Origin of the sequence: Archangium sp. (assembly GCF_036388035.1) — a bacterium.
Lineage (GTDB): Bacteria > Myxococcota > Myxococcia > Myxococcales > Myxococcaceae > Archangium.
The window spans coordinates 1-14,320 of record NZ_DASVSO010000531.1 but is presented as its reverse complement, the minus strand read 5'-3'; the positions used below and the strand labels follow the sequence as shown (position 1 = coordinate 14,320).

Genomic DNA, 14,320 nt, shown 5'->3' with positions numbered 1-14,320 from the left:
CCGCGTCCGCCACCGCGCGCTCCAGGTACAGGCCCATCAGCCGCAGCGCCTCGCGGCAGCCGAGGTCGCTCCACGGGTTGGCGCCCTGGCTCATGGGCCGCAGGCTCGGCCGCGCCGGGGCGGGACGGCGCACGTACGGCCGCGCGGTATAGGACTCCAGCGCGTGGGACAGCACGTCCAGGCCGCTGGCGGCCACCACCTCGCCGGGCAGGGTGGCGGTGCAGTCCGGGTCGATGAGCGCCTCGGTGGGCCGCAGCGCCGGCGAGGCGATGCCCGTCTTCGCGTGCAGGGAGAGCAGGTCGAAGATGGTGATGCCGGTGACCTCGCTGCCCGTGCCCGAGGTGGTGGGGCAGGCGATGTGCGGCTTGAGCGGGCCGGGCACCGGGCGCCCCTGGCCCACCGGCGCGTTGACGTAGGCCAGGAAGTCCGCCGGGTGCGTGGCGTAGAGGTTGGCCGCCTTGCACGTGTCGATGACCGAGCCGCCGCCCAGCGAGATGTAGCCATCCGGCCGGACCTCCGAGGCGAAGCGCGCTGCCTCCAGGAAGGACTGGTCGGTGGGCTCGACATGGACGTCGGTGGAGACGACGACGTCCAGCCCGGCGGCGCTCAAGGACTGGCGCACCTTCTCGAAGTGCGGCAGCTGGGCCACGCGCTCGTCCGAGAAGAGGGCCACGCGCTTCATCCCGAGCGCCCGGGCCCTGTCCCCCACCTCTGCCAGACAGCCGCGGCCGAAGGTGATGCGCGAGGTGTCCACGGTGAAGGCGGTGTCGCAGCCCTCTCCGACGGGGTGGTAGTGGCAGCAGCCCATCGACTTCCTCCTGTGAAGTGGCCGCCGCACGGTACGGCGGATGGACCGCGGGGGTCTGCTCAGTGTCCCAGGCTCGTCGCCTGCTGCGGTGGAGCGTCACCTGGTGCGGGCGGGGGCGGCGGCTCGGTGCCGCTCGCCGGTGCCATGTCGCGCGAGCGCTCGGGCGGTGGCTTCTCCCGCTGCGAGGGGTGCTCGGCGGTGACCTCCTCGACGGTGCGCGGCGGCGGGACGTAGGCGGCCGGGGAGAACTCGCTCGCCCGGTACGGCTTCGTCTGGTGCGCCTCCTCGAGCGTGACGCCCGGGTCGTAGGCGCTGGAGTTCTCGTGGTCGCGGCTCAGCAGCACCTGCCGCACCCGGTACGGGCCGTCGACGCCCGCGTCGTGCAGCACCTTGCCGAACACCTCCAGCGTCATCGTGCGCCGGCCCGCGCCCAGCTTCTGCGTCTGTTTCACCCACGCGAGGGGCTCCAGCTGCGGCCCGAACACCTGCGCCATCAGCGTGAAGAGGCCCGGCTCCTCCACCTCCAGCTCCGGCTCCAGCACGAGGCTCCCGTTGCGCAGCGAGTCGCTCCACCGGCCCGTCAGCTTCGCGCGAGGGCCCACCGTGTAGAGGAGCACGGCGGGAATCGTCCGCGTCCCCACGCTGGGCACGTCCACGCTGCCCTCGACGAGCACATGGCCGAGGAGCTGCTTCTTCTGCTCGCGGTTCGGCTGGAGCGTGGCCGTGTACCGCAGGTCTCCCGCCTGCTCGTCCGCGCCCTTGCCGTCGTCCTTCACCGGCACGTCGATCCACGGCCGCGTCTCGTCCTCCAGCGCCCGCACCCGCACGCGCGGGTGGGTCAGCGGCTGGCGATTGCCCTGCCGGTCGGTGATCTCCAGCAGCAGCGCGATGGGCATGGGCGCCACCACGTTGTAGCGCTGCGGCAGGATGCGCAGCTGGTACTGCTGCGACTCGTCCACCGGGACGGCCTCCCAGTCCGTGGTGCCCGGGAAGAACTCCTCGGCGAGCGCCTGCGTCGTGGGCGGCAGCTCGATGGGAGGCGCGTCGGGAGGCTTCGCGGGAGTCGTCCCCGGAATCTCCGGCTCCGAGGAGGGAGGAAGCTCCGCCACGGCCACCGCCATGCTCATTGCGGGCGGTGGCGTGGGCGGAGCCCGCCGGGGCGGCGCATCGGCCGGCGCGGGCGCCTGGGTGACGGGGGTGTCCTCGGGAGAGGGGGAGGTCTCCGTGCCACGGGGCCACCAGAGGGCCACGAGCACGAGCGCGGCGATGACCGCCACGAGAGCTCCCCACCACCCGCGCCGACTGCTCGATGCGTCGTTACCCATGGCTCACTGCGCGTACTGGCCGATGCAGGTGCCCGGCGAGATGTAATAGCAGCCGCTGAAGCTCTGGAAGCCGTACTTCTTCACGTAGGCGTCGTTGCGGTTGTGCGAGTGGTTCGCCCACGAGGGAATCCAACGCCAGTAATAGCCGGTGTACTGCGCGCGGTACTTGCCGCCGTTGGAGCCCGCGGGGTTGGAGGTCGGGTCGCTGTCGTACATCCACAGCACGCCGTCGGTGTCGTCATCGGCGGAGTAGCCCACGCAGCCCGCGAGGATGCCCATCTTCGAGTCGTTGGTGCTCTCCTGGACGCTGTCCTTCCCGTTGTTGTTGGCCGAGCCCGAGCCGCCCGCCGTCGTCACCTTGTAGAGCCACCGGGGCGACTTGCCGGCGCGGCCGTTGTTGGCCTCGCCCAGCAGCGCGCTGCGCGTGAGGCTGGCGTTGCCCGCGCTCTTGAAGGCCCAGCCGGCCACCCAGCTCACCAGCGTGGTGCAGAAGTTGGAGGCGCCGTCCGTGCCGTACAGCGCGCTCGCCGCCCGGGAGCCGGCCAGGGCGCCCGCGGAGGCCACCGGGTTGCCGACGATGGCGCCGTTGGTGCCCGTCAGGCCCGGCCACGCGCCCGTGGAGAAGATGCGATCGATGACGGCGCCGCCCGCGCTGTGGCCCACCACGCGGAAGCTGGTGCGCTTGTAGAGGCTCGGGTTGCACCCGGTGGTGTTGGTGCCATTCTTCAGGTCCATCAGGCAGTTGGCCACGTCGTTGGCGGAGGCCATCATGCTCTGGTTGACCATGTCGTAGCGGATGGCGAAGGCCTCCGAGTAGCTCCACGAGCCCGTGTAGTTGACGGTGTTGCAGCCCGTGGAGGCGCACGCCATGGAGCAGCCGCTCGCGGTGCACTTGGAGGTGGCCTCGGCCATGAAGTCGTGGCCGTCACCGCCGTCCTCCGTCGAGTTCAACCAATAGCCATACGAGAGGTTGACGCACCGGCTGTCGGAGCCATTGCCGCCGACACAGTTGCCATGTCCGTGGATGAAGACGGTGGTGCCACCGCCGTTCCCGCCCCAGACGTAGTCCAGCTTCACCGTCAGGGCGGCTGCGCTGCCGCCCCATGCCACGGCCATACCCACGGCCAAAGTCGCGATTGCGTTGACGAGCCTCATACCCGGCCCTCCTGTTTTCGAGGTCGGCGCATCAGAGCCAGGGTTTCTCATTTTCGTCCAGATTGGGGGGTGAGCGGGAATTGCCCCTCTCGTACGAGCGAGAACACTTCTCCATGGCGGCCCTCGCCAAAGGCGCGCACCAGCGCGGGAAACCGTCCCTGACGCGGTGCGCGAAGGTGGCGGTACTTCTCTCCTCGGGGGCTCCCTACCCTCCCGCGGCCGGGCGGGTGGAAGCGCTCAGCACCTCACGGCCGTGTACCAGCCGGTACACCCGGGTGTCCCGGTTGGGGCATGCGCCACTCCCCGACACCCCCGCCCCCGAGGAGCCAGCGGTGGGCACGGGGAATGCTACGCTCCGCGTTCGAGCCCTCCCTCGGGCGCGTCGTGGAGGCAGTCATGCGCGGGTCCCTCATCCTCGCCATCTCGCTGTGGGCCCTCGGGGCCGCCGCCGAGGAGTCTCCGCGCGGTGAGGCGCCCCGGGCCGCGCTCCTCCAGGCGCTCGAGGTGCAGGCCACGCTGCCGGACCAACTGCCCCGCCTGCCCGAAGCGGCCTCCCCGGTGGCCGAGTCGGCCCGGGAGACCTCGACGGAGGGGGCTCGCCGGGACGCGGTGGCCCGGACCCGCGGTGAGGCCGCCGAGAAGGCCCGCCGTGAGGCCTCGCAGCACGCCGCGAAGGCGACCGAGCGTACCTCGCCCGGGGCGAGCATGAAGGCGGCTCGCTCCGCGGCGTTGGGGGCGGCGGGCGTGGGCTCGGAGGCGCAGGACGCCGCGGGCCGCTCCCGCTCCGAGACGGTGCGGAAGAACAAGGAGCCCAAGCCCGACAAGCCGGGCAACGGACGGCCCTCGGAGCCGGCACCCATCCGTCGCCCGTGATAGAAAGCCTCGCGTGAAGCACCTCGCGCTGTGCCTCGCCCTGCTCGGACTCACGGCGGCCACTCCGCCGGATTCGACACCCCACCTGCTCCAGGGCGCTCGCCACTTCCGCGAGGGCCGCTTCGCCAACGCCCTGGTGGAGTTCAAGGTGGCCCAGCGCCTGGGCACGGGCGGGGAGGCGGACTGGTACGTCGCCGCCTCGCTGGTGAAGCTCGGCCGCTCCGAGGAGGCGCTGGAGGCCTTCGCCACCGCCCAGAAGAGCGCCCCGGACGCGCGCGACGCGCTGCTCGACTACTACCACGCGCTCGCCTGCTACGAGGCGAAGCTGTACCTGTGCGCGGACACGCTGCTCGAAGCGGTGGGAGATGCCTCCGGGCCGCGCATCGGCGAGCAGGTGCGCAAGCTGCGCGGGGACATCGGCGCCCTCTTCCGCGCGGCCCCCGTGCCCTCCTCCATCGACTGGTACCACGCGCGCGCCACCCAGGCCCGCTCGGCCGGGCGTCCGCTGCTCGCCGCGCGCTACCTGGAGGAGGCGGTGCGGCTGGCCCAGAAGCGCGAGGACCGCTACCGGCTCGCCGAGGCCCGCGCCGGGCTGGGCTCGCTGTCCGAGCGGCCCGCGCCCCTCGTTGGCGGAGGGGCGCCGTGAGTCCGGGCCTGCTCGTGGCCGCGCTGCTCGCCGAGTCGGGCCTCTGCGCTCCCGTGACGCCCGAGGGCACGCCGGACCCGGCCGCCGCCGCTCCTTATATGGAGGTGGCCGAGGCCGAGCAGGCGGCTGGAGACAGGGAGACGGCCCTCGTCGCCTGGCGCGAGGTGCTGCGCAGGGACTCGCGCAACGCCCGGGCGCGAGCGGCCCTGAAGGCGCTCTGCCGCGAGACGCCCGCGGCTTCCACGCCCCCGGCCCCTCCGGGGGGAAACACGGCGCCCCGCGAGGACGAGGCCGCGGCGGCGCTGCTCGCCGGGCTCTCCCACTTCGAGCGGGGCGAGGACGAGGCGGCGGCGGCCTCCTTCCGTCAGGCCCTCGCCGAGCCGGAGCTGGCGGACACCGCCGCCTTCTTCCTCGGACTGGTGGCGCTGCGCGAGGGGCGCGCGAGCGAGGCCAGCGCCTTCTTCACCACGGCGGCGGCCTCGGCGGACGCGGGGCTGGCCAGGCGCGCCGAGGAGCTGCGCCTTCAGTCCGGGCGCGAGGGGCGGGTGGCTCTCTCGGTGCGGCTGGGGAGCGAATACGACTCCAACGTGGACCTCGCGCCGGACGGCACGCGGCGCCAGGCGGGGAGCGCGGACGGAGTGGGCCTGGGGCTCGCCGAGCTGCGCCTGCGGCCCTGGGGCCAGCGAGGCCCCCAGGCGCGCATCTCCGGGCAGTACCGGGGCCACCTGAGCTTCCACGCCTTCGACCTGGCCGGAGCCGGGGGCACGCTGGGCTGGGCGCACCTGGGCTCGGCGGTGCAGCTCACCGGGGAGTACGGCTTCGACTTCCTGGCGCTCGGAGGGGCGCCCTACCTGCGGGCCCACCGGCTGCAGGTGGCCGCGCGTGTGCCCGTGGGCCCGGTGGTGCTGGACGGCGCATGGGCCGTGCGCCGCGAGGACTTCCAGGACACCGCCTACGCCGGCTACGACGGCTGGAGGAACACGGCCCGGGTGGACGCGGAGTGGAGCCCCGCCGAGCCCCTCACGCTCTCGGCGGGCTGGTACGGCGGCCACCTGCGTACGTACGACCTGGCGCTCGGCTACCTCGAGCATGGACCGCGCGCCGGGCTGCGGCTGCGCCCGCGTCCCGGACTGCGCTTCGTGGGGGAGGCGGGCTACACCCTGCGCGGCTACGAGAACTTCGACAACCCGCTGGGCGCGCGTCGCGAGGACGGCTACCTCGATGCGGGCGTGGCGCTGGAGTGGGACGTGTCGAGGAGCTGGAGCCTCCAGGCCTCGGCGGGCTGGCGCGGGGCGTCCTCCAACATCGCCGAGCTCTCCTACGGCCGCTTCGTCGGAGGGCTGGGACTGGTGTGGTCCCGGGGGCTGTACTGATGTCGCGGCCCGGCTCGCGCGCCCTGGGTCCGCTGGGACTGGCGACCCTGGGATTGGTGGGGGCGCTCGCGGCCACGCTGGCCCTCTATCGCGCGGGGAGCGCGGCGCTGGAGCAGTCGCTGGACGCGCGGCTGCGGGGCGCGGGCGAGTCCGCTGCGCTGCTGTTGGGGGACACGCCGGCCACGCCCGAGCGGCTGGAGGCGCTGATGCGGGCCAACGCGCTGGACGGGGTGTACGTGGTGGACGGGAAGCTCGCGGTGCCCGCGGACGCCACCGGGCCCGCGCGGCGTCGGGTGGACCTCTTGCGCACGGACCCGGCGGGAGTGGAGACCGCGCTCGCGGGAGAGACGCGGGTGGGGCCGGGCTACTCGCTGGGCGAGCTCCAGGTGACGGTGGGCTACTTCCCGGTGCGCGGGGCCGAGGGGCGGGTGGACGCGGTGCTGGTGCTGGAGGCGGGGCGGGCCTTCTCCAGCGCGCGGGATGCGCTGCGGCGCGCGCTGTGGGGCGGGGTGGCGCTGTCGGCGGTGGGCGCACTGGCGCTCGCGCTGGTGGCGGCGCGGTGGCTGCGCGACGAGCGGGCCCGGCGCGAGGCCGCGGCCCGAGCGGCCCGGGGCGAGGCGCTGACGAAGATGGCGGCCATGGCCGCGCACGAAATCCGCAACCCGCTGGGCGTCATCCGGGGCACGGTGGAGCTGATGCGCGAGCGCAGCGGGCTGAAGCTCTCCGAGCGGGACAAGGCGGCGCTGGAGGACGTGCTGGGCGAGGTGGAGCGGCTGCGCCGGCTGACGGAGGACCTGCTGGACCTGAGCGCGGACCGCCCCCTGGCCGCGCAGCGCATCTCCCTGTCCGAGGTGCTGGAGGAAGCGGCGAGGGCCACGGAGGCGGCGTTCCCGGCGGTGAAGGTGCGGCGGAGCTTCCCGGAGCTGCCGCCGGTGGAGGGGGACGCGGGACGGCTGAGACAGGTGTTCGCCAACCTCCTGCAGAACGCGGCGCAGGCGCAGGGGGAGGGCGAGGTGCGGCTGGCGGCCGAGTCGGACGGGAGCGCGGTGCGGGTGCGCGTGGAGGACGACGGGCCGGGAGTGGCGCCCGAGGTACGCGAGCGGCTCTTCGACCTCTTCGTGACGGGGAAGGCGAACGGAACGGGGCTGGGCCTGGCGCTGTGCCGGCGGCTGGTGGAGCGGCACGGTGGCACGGTGGCGCTGGTGCCCGAGCAGCGCAAGGGCAGCACCTTCGAGGTGCGGCTGCCCGCGGCGCGGTAGCGAGCTTCGACACCCGGGTCGTGCCGGCCTGCCGGTCGCACTTTTCAAAAACCTGTCCGACTGTCGGACAGGTTTTTCCAAACCGAGCCCGGAGGGTCCCTTCTCCTCCGAGATGCGCGGGCCTCCCGGGCGCGCTCGTCGCGAACTTGTCCACTAAGTGTACAGGTTGCGCGCGAACGCGCCCGGAGGGCCCGCCAGCGAGCGCCCGGAGGGTGTGGGTCTCTCGCGGAGGACGTGGGGGAGGTGACTCCCCGTGCGCAGCCAGAGCAGGATGGCGCCATTTCCCCGCGTGGAGCGGGAGGGGACGTGAAGATGCGGATGATGGATTGGCGCTGGCTGGCGGTGTGGCTCGCGATGCCCCTGACCGGCTGTGTGCTGGGCAGCGTGCGTCAGGTGAAGGTGGACGCGCTCGGCCACTACGACGAGGCGCGCGGCGTGGCGGTCGAGGTGAAGGGCGACGTGCCCGAGGCGATGAAGCAGGAGCTCCAGGGCTCCTTCCAGCGCGCGGTGAACCGGACCCTCCGGCCCGCGAACGTGAGCGGCGAGCCCCTGAGGGTGGAACTCCGGGTCGTGGATTCCATCTCGGCCCAGGGGAGCGCGTCCACGACGTCAGAGCGCGTCGCCGAGCAGGCGCGGACGACGTTTGGGCTCTCCGGGCTCGGGAAGTCGAGCGGGCGGCTGGCCATCGAGGGCACGCTGCTGGCGCCCCAGGGAGAGCGGAAGCTCGGTCTGGTGCGGTGGGAGGCGGCGGGTGAGCCGAAGTCACTGGCGTCACTCGCGGGCCACGAGGCGGGCGAGGCGCTGGGCCGGAAGATGAACGACCGGCGCGAGGACTTCGTCACCCGCCGTGCCGCGGACGAGCGGCTGTTCCTCACGCCCACGGCCCTCACGCTGGAGCCCGGCGAGCTGGTGGTGAGCAACGACGAGCTCCTGCTCTTCCGCGCGGGCGTGGGCCTGGGGCGGCGCGTGCAGCTCGACATGTGGGGCGGCGGTCTGCCCATCCCGGTGGCGACGGGCGTGCCCCTGCCCCTCCTCCACGTGGTGGGAGGCGCGGGCGCGGCGGCGCTCGGGGTGCTGGGGGCGTTCGACCTGGGCCTCAAGGTGAAGGTGCTCGACGAGTCGCGCTACCTGCCGGGGGTGTCCGCCTCCTATGACTTCCTCAACCTCTTCGCGGGAGCGGTGGGAGGCGCGGGCATCGTGCTGCTCGGCAATGGCGTGGCCGCCGCGGGGGCGGCTGGAGCCGGGGGCGCCAACCTCCAGTTCAACCTCTTCAGCGCCGTGGCGGCCAAGCACTTCGGTGACTTCCAGCTCACCGCGGGGGCCTACGTGCTCGACAACCACCACTTCATTCCACAGAAGGCCGCCATCGTGGTGGCGGGCGGGGGGACGGCGGGCGAGGACCCGATCGGGGGCGGGGGCGGTACGAGCACCACCCTCCCGCGCATCCCCACCCAGTTCCAGGCCTTCATGGGGGCGCAGTACGTGCTCGGGCCCCACAGCGAGCTCGCGGCGGAGTTCTTCCCGCGCAAGCCCTTCGCGGACTCGTTCGGCACCACGGGCGTGCGCTGGCTGCTGGGCTCCGACAAACCTCGCGGGCCGGTGGCGTTGGACCGGGTGCGCGTGCGCCTCGACCTGGCGGCGCTCTGGGTGTACCTGCCGGAGACCCGGAACGGCAGTGGGGGCTTCCCCTTCCCGCTGCCGTGGGTGGGGCTCGGCCTCTACAAGCTCTGAGGCTTCCCCTCAGCCGTGCTGGGGCCCTCGGGGCGGCGGGCCCTGCTGCTGGAGGGCGTGGTGCTCGTCGTCGGTGAAGAGGCGCGAGCGGATGAGGAAGCGCACGCCCTCGGGGGCCTCGGCGGAGAAGCCGCTGCCGCGCCCCTTCACCACGTCCACCGTCAGGTGCGTGTGCTGCCAGTACTCGAACTGCGAGCCGCTGATGTAGAAGGGCGTGTCCACGATGGTGCCGAGGAACACGTCCTCCTGGCCCAGCTTGAACTCGCCCCTCGGGAAGCACATGGGCGCGCTGCCGTCGCAGCACCCTCCCGACTGGTGGAACATCAGGGGGCCGTGGAGGCCCTGCAGCTTGCGCAGCAGGGCCTCGGCGGCGGGGGTGACGGCAACGCGCTCGATGGGCATGGAGCCTGGACTCCTGGCCTAGAAGAAGCCCATGGGCTTCGGGTCGTAGCTGACGAGCATGTTCTTCGTCTGCTGGTAGTGCGAGAGCATCATCTTGTGCGTCTCGCGGCCGATGCCCGACTGCTTGTAGCCGCCGAAGGCCGCATGCGCCGGGTAGAGGTGGTAGCAGTTCACCCACACGCGGCCCGCCTGGATGCCGCGGCCCATGCGGTAGGCCGTGTTCGTGTCGCGCGACCACACGCCCGCGCCCAGGCCGTAGAGCGTGTCATTGGCCATGGCCAGCGCGTCCTCCGCGTCCTTGAACTTCGCCACCGACACCACCGGGCCGAAGATCTCCTCCTGGAAGATGCGCATCTTGTTGTGGCCCTCGAAGATGGTGGGCTCCACGTAGTAGCCCTCGGCGAGCGCGCCGGGCAGGCTCGCCCGCTTGCCGCCGGTGAGCACCTTGGCGCCCTCCTTCTGGCCGATGTCGATGTACGAGAGGATCTTCTCGAGCTGGTCGTTGGACGCCTGCGCGCCGATCATCGTGTTCACGTCGAGCGGGTTGCCCTGGACGATGCGCCGGGTGCGCTCGATGGCCTTGTGCATGAACTCCTCGTAGAAGCGCTCCTGCACCAGGGCGCGCGAGGGGCAGGTGCACACCTCGCCCTGGTTGAGGGCGAACATGGCGAAGCCCTCGAGCGACTTCTGCGCGAACTCGTCGTTCTGCGAGAACACGTCCGCGAAGAAGATGTTGGGCGACTTGCCGCCCAGCTCCAGCGTCACGGGGATGAGGTTCTCCGAGGCGTACTGCATGATGAGGCGGCCCGTCGTCGTCTCACCGGTGAAGGCCACCTTGGCGATGCGCTTGTTGCTGGCCAGGGGCTTGCCGGCCTCGATGCCAAAGCCGTTGACGATGTTGAGCACGCCGGGGGGCAGCAGGTCGCCCACCAGCTCCGCGAACTTGAGGAGGGTGACGGGGGTCTGCTCGGCGGGCTTGATGACCACGCAGTTGCCGGCGGCCAGCGCGGGCGCCAGCTTCCAGGCCGCCATCAGCAGCGGAAAGTTCCACGGGATGATTTGAGCCACCACGCCCAGCGGCTCGTGGAACTGGTAGGAGACGGTGTGCTCGTCGAGCTCCGCGAGGCTGCCCTCCTGGGCGCGCAGGCAGCCGGCGAAGTAGCGGAAGTGGTCGATGGCCAGCGGCAGGTCCGCGGCGAGCGTCTCGCGGATGGGCTTGCCGTTGTCCCACGTCTCGGAGACGGCGAGCATCTCCAGGTGGGCCTGCATCCGGTCGGCGATTTTATGGAGGATGTCGGCGCGGGCGGTGGGCGAGGTGCGGCCCCAGGCGGCCTTGGCCCGGTGGGCGGCGTCGAGCGCCTTCTCCACGTCCTCGGCGGTGGAGCGGGGAATCTCGCAGAAGGGCTTGCCGGTGACGGGGGTGATGTTCTCGAAGTACTGCCCCCTCACGGGCGGCACGAACTCCCCGCCAATGTAGTTCCCGTAACGGGGGAGATACTGGACCTTGCTGCCCTTCTGACCCGGTGCTTCGTAGACGGTCGACATTCGGACCTCGACGGTGGAATGGGGTTGACTGGGGACGGCGGGGAAGAGGGCACCGAGGATAGACAGGTGCCGCTGCGCGTCATGGGCGCGCAAGCGCGTGGAAGCGTCTGAAAGTGAAAACGAAGAGGCCGGCCCCGCGAACGGGACCGGCCTCGGGACTGCTCAGCCGTGGGGCGTGCCGGCTACTTCGCCGGGCGGACGAGCACCTGCATGAAGCCGTCCTGCGCGCTGGTGGAGACGACCTCGATGGCCGTGCCCGTGGCCGGCACCTTCACGCCCGCGTAGGGGGCGTTGGCGAACCAGTGCGGCTTGGTGTCGTCGAAGGCCGGGACGGCGGGCTGCGAGGGGTACTCGCTGCGCGGGGCGCCGTTGAACTTGAGCGACAGCGGCAGCGAGGGCTCCAGGCCGAAGGTCGCGTCGTGAATCTGGACGCGGGCCGCCCAGGGCCGGCCGTCGCCACGCAGCAGCGGCGTGGGGCGCGCGTCGACGACGAGCGAGCGGCCCTCACCCGGGTGGTTGAAGACGTTGTTCTCCTTCACCGAGGTGTCCACGTAGGTGATGAGCATGCCGGGGTTGTACGCGTAGTGCTCCACGTAGTCGGGCAGGCCGTCCGCGCTGTAGGAGAAGTTGTACGGACCCGTCTCCAGCGTGGTGTCGTAGCCGCGGTGCTGGCGGTACTCGGCCAGGTAGAAGTGCTCGTGGAAGGTGCTGAAGTTGCCGTCGCTGTTGAGGAAGCGGTTGACGCTCCACCCGTTGGCACCGGCCTCGGCGCCGTCGGAGAACACGGTGGCGCCGTCCGCCACGATGGCCAGCTCATCGAACAGGATGCCGGGGTTGGTGACGAACCCGTCCGTCCAGTAGCGCAGCCGCAGCTGCACCGTCTTGCCCGCGTACGCGCTCAGGTCGAAGCTGGCGGGCACCCAGCCGGCCGAGGCGCCGGTGATGCCGTTGCCGAAGTTCTGGCTGTTGGGGTTGGCGGCGGTGGTGATGGAGCTGGGCAGGTTGGTGAAGGTGGTGCCGTCGGCCGAGACGGACACGTAGGCGTAGTCCCAGTCCTTCTCGATGTTGAACCAGGCCTTCAGGTCGAGCTTGATGGAGGCCGCGGCCGGCAGCGTCACGGTGCGCACCAGGCTGGAGTCCAGGTTCTCGGCGATGCCACCGTGCCAGGCGCGGGCGCCGGCGAAGGGCGCGGCGATGAACTGCTTGCGCTCCTTGGGGGGCAGCTTCACCAGCAGCGCCTGCGCCGCCTTGGTGTTGGTCTCCGCGGGGCCGAGCCGGTGGCTGGAGCGCTGGCCGGCCTGGGCCACGTCGTAGTTGAGCCAGCCGAGCTTCAGCTTGTCCCAGGCGAAGAAGTCACCGGGGCGCGAGCCGATGTCCACCGTGCCGTCGTTGAGGTAGGAGCCGGAGGACATGATGGTCCAGAAGCCCGTGGCGTTGTCGGCCCTGTTGGTGGTGTCGTACTGGTCCGGCAGGCCGAGGTCGTGGCCGTACTCGTGGGCGAAGACGCCCAGGCCGCCGTTCTCCGGCTGGATGGTGTAGTCACCCACCCACTTGTCCACCGCGCCGAAGCGCGTGCCGCCGCGCTGGTTGTAGGCCGGGCCCTTGCCCGAGGGCGCCGTCTTGTTGGAGAAGGCGAACCAGCGGTGGCTCCAGATGGCGTTGGTGCCCTGCGCGCCGCCGCCCGTCTCCTCGCCCACGCCCGCGTGGACGATCTGGAAGTGGTCGATGTAGCCGTCCGGCTCGTCGAAGTTGCCGTCCGCGTCGTAGTCGTACCGGTCCCAGATGTCGAAGCTGTCCAGGTAGGCCTTCACCTCCGCGGGCGTCTTGCCGGCGGCCAGCTGGTTGGCCGTCCAGATGTTGATGGCGTCGGCGACGAGGTACCAGACGGTGGAGCAGTTGGTGCTGCCGCAGGCGTTGGTGCCGTAGCGCGCCTCGTTGTAGGGCACCTTCACCCACTCGGTCACCGTGCCCGAGATGGTGTAGCGGCCCGAGGACGCGGCGCGGTAGTAGTTGGCCACCGAGTCGAAGCCCGGCTCCGTGGAGAAGTACAGCCGCTCGTAGTGCTCGCGCGAGTAGTCGGGCTGCCAGATGGTGCTGTTGTCGACGGCGCGGTTGGGCGCGGCGATCTTGTTGTGGAGCGGTCCCGGCTGGCCACCGTAGTTGGTCGTCACCGTGTTGCCGAACTCCGCGAGCACGACGAACACCTTGTCGGTGCGCGCCAGCTCCAGCTCCACGAACTGGCCCTTGGCCACCTCGTGCACCTTGCCGGTGGCCTTGCCCGCGAGCTTCTCCTGGAGGGCCTTCTCGCGCAGCGCCCGCTGCTGCTCCCCGAGCGGGTGCGGGATGTCATCGCCATGAGCCTCCCGGGCGGGCTGCTCGACGACGTCACCTTCGAGTTGCTCGTACACCGCCTCTTCGGCGACCGCCGTGTTCGCCGCGAGCGCCAGGACGCTGGCCAGCCAGGGGGTGATTCTCCTCATGTGCGGGTACTCCTCACCAGGAGCGCGGGGGCTATCCCCGCGCGGGGGCACAATAATGCCATAAATTTATAAAAAGACAGTAATCCTGGGAGGTGTGTTTTTAACAGGAAACCCCGGAAGTATGTGGGGAGCGGGGGGAGCCGTGGCGCAGCGGTCGTGGCCGGGGACGGGAGCGGCCGGGTCTCGGGGTTGCTCCCCGGGGAGGGCCGGAGGAGCGTCGAGGCGCCCGGGCCTGGGCCGGACACGAGCGAGGTGAGGCATGGCGCAGGTGCTGGTGGTGGACGACGAGGTGAAGCTGGGCAAGCTGGTGGCGGAGGCGCTGGAGCTGGACGGGCACGCGGTGACGCGGGTGGCGGGCGGGCGCGCGGCGCTGGTGGAGCTGGCGCGGGGTGGCTTCGACGTGCTGCTGACGGACCTGCGGATGCCGGAGGTGGACGGGCTCGAGGTGCTGAAGGCGGCGCAGGCCCTGCCCACGCCGCCCGCGGTGGTGATGATGACGGCGTATGGCACCGCGGAGAACGCGGTGGCGGCGATGAAGGCGGGGGCGGCGGACTACCTCACCAAGCCCTTCGCGATGGACGAGGTGCGGCTGCGGGTGCGGCGGCTGGCCGAGCAGCGCGCGGCGGAGACGAAGAGCGAGCGGCTGGTGCGGCAGCTCACGCCGAGCCTGGTGGCGGAGAGCCCGCGGATGAAGCAGGCGCTGGCGTCCGCGAGGCAGGTGGC

12 protein-coding genes are annotated in these 14,320 nt (G+C 71.7%); 6 read left to right on the top strand and 6 right to left on the bottom strand.

All coding sequences use genetic code 11. The annotated features are described in order from the left end of the window. The 3 genes from VF697_RS21410 to VF697_RS21400 form a co-directional block, all read right to left on the bottom strand. On the bottom strand, nt 1-808 hold an 808-nt coding region (locus VF697_RS21410; RefSeq protein ID WP_331097825.1), incomplete at its 3' end, for a hydroxyacid-oxoacid transhydrogenase. A gap of 59 nt (nt 809-867) precedes the next feature. After that, nucleotides 868-2,085: a hypothetical protein gene (locus VF697_RS21405; protein WP_331097823.1), complete on the bottom strand. Its 1,218-nt coding sequence runs from the start codon at nt 2,083-2,085 to the stop codon at nt 868-870. A gap of 51 nt (nt 2,086-2,136) precedes the next feature. Continuing rightward, the gene (locus VF697_RS21400) at nt 2,137-3,288 is read right to left on the bottom strand and encodes a hypothetical protein (RefSeq protein ID WP_331097821.1); all 1,152 of its coding nucleotides are present in this window, start codon (nt 3,286-3,288) and stop codon (nt 2,137-2,139) included. A gap of 396 nt (nt 3,289-3,684) precedes the next feature. Between VF697_RS21400 and VF697_RS21395 the strand changes: the two genes are divergently transcribed. The 5 genes from VF697_RS21395 to VF697_RS21375 all read left to right on the top strand — a co-directional run bounded on the left by VF697_RS21395 (nt 3,685) and on the right by VF697_RS21375 (nt 9,170). Continuing rightward, a complete protein-coding gene (locus VF697_RS21395) occupies nt 3,685-4,161 on the top strand; it encodes a hypothetical protein (protein WP_331097819.1) in 477 nt (158 codons plus the stop codon). A 13-nt stretch (nt 4,162-4,174) separates the two neighbouring features. Next, nucleotides 4,175-4,807 (top strand): hypothetical protein, encoded by a 633-nt coding sequence (locus tag VF697_RS21390; RefSeq protein ID WP_331097818.1) that lies wholly within the window; start codon nt 4,175-4,177, stop codon nt 4,805-4,807. Beyond that, on the top strand, nt 4,804-6,180 hold the full coding sequence (locus VF697_RS21385) for a hypothetical protein (RefSeq protein ID WP_331097816.1): 1,377 nt from the start codon (nt 4,804-4,806) through the stop codon (nt 6,178-6,180). The genes VF697_RS21390 and VF697_RS21385 overlap by 4 nt, the downstream gene beginning before the upstream one ends. Next, nucleotides 6,180-7,439, top strand: coding sequence for a HAMP domain-containing sensor histidine kinase (locus tag VF697_RS21380; protein ID WP_331097814.1), 1,260 nt, complete (start codon nt 6,180-6,182; stop codon nt 7,437-7,439). Before VF697_RS21385 ends, VF697_RS21380 begins: the two co-directional genes overlap by 1 nt. Before the next feature lie 306 nt (nt 7,440-7,745). Then, on the top strand, nt 7,746-9,170 hold the full coding sequence (locus VF697_RS21375) for a hypothetical protein (protein ID WP_331097812.1): 1,425 nt from the start codon (nt 7,746-7,748) through the stop codon (nt 9,168-9,170). A gap of 9 nt (nt 9,171-9,179) precedes the next feature. Here the strand turns inward: VF697_RS21375 and VF697_RS21370 are convergent, their stop codons facing one another. From VF697_RS21370 to VF697_RS21360, 3 genes are all read right to left on the bottom strand, one after another. Beyond that, nucleotides 9,180-9,572, bottom strand: a complete 393-nt coding sequence (locus tag VF697_RS21370) for a DUF779 domain-containing protein (RefSeq protein ID WP_331097810.1) — start codon at nt 9,570-9,572, stop codon at nt 9,180-9,182. 18 nt (nt 9,573-9,590) lie between these two features. After that, nucleotides 9,591-11,117 carry an aldehyde dehydrogenase gene (gene adh, locus VF697_RS21365; RefSeq protein WP_331097808.1) on the bottom strand — a complete coding sequence of 509 codons (1,527 nt, stop codon included), beginning with the start codon at nt 11,115-11,117 and terminating at the stop codon, nt 9,591-9,593. 182 nt (nt 11,118-11,299) lie between these two features. Beyond that, a complete protein-coding gene (locus VF697_RS21360; protein ID WP_331097806.1) occupies nt 11,300-13,597 on the bottom strand; it encodes an immune inhibitor A domain-containing protein in 2,298 nt (765 codons plus the stop codon). Between the two features lie 259 nt (nt 13,598-13,856). Here VF697_RS21360 and VF697_RS21355 point away from each other — a divergent pair. Then, nucleotides 13,857-14,320 (top strand): response regulator (locus tag VF697_RS21355; RefSeq protein WP_331097804.1); only part of this gene is annotated, 464 nt, incomplete at its 3' end.

Coding starts and splice junctions, on each gene's coding strand:
- VF697_RS21400 (WP_331097821.1), bottom strand. CDS start 3,288: ATGAGGCTCGTCAACGCAATCGCGACTTTGGCCGTGGGTATGGCCGTG.
- VF697_RS21395 (WP_331097819.1), top strand. CDS start 3,685: ATGCGCGGGTCCCTCATCCTCGCCATCTCGCTGTGGGCCCTCGGGGCC.
- VF697_RS21380 (WP_331097814.1), top strand. CDS start 6,180: ATGTCGCGGCCCGGCTCGCGCGCCCTGGGTCCGCTGGGACTGGCGACC.
- VF697_RS21370 (WP_331097810.1), bottom strand. CDS start 9,572: ATGCCCATCGAGCGCGTTGCCGTCACCCCCGCCGCCGAGGCCCTGCTG.
- adh (WP_331097808.1), bottom strand. CDS start 11,117: ATGTCGACCGTCTACGAAGCACCGGGTCAGAAGGGCAGCAAGGTCCAG.
- VF697_RS21360 (WP_331097806.1), bottom strand. CDS start 13,597: ATGAGGAGAATCACCCCCTGGCTGGCCAGCGTCCTGGCGCTCGCGGCG.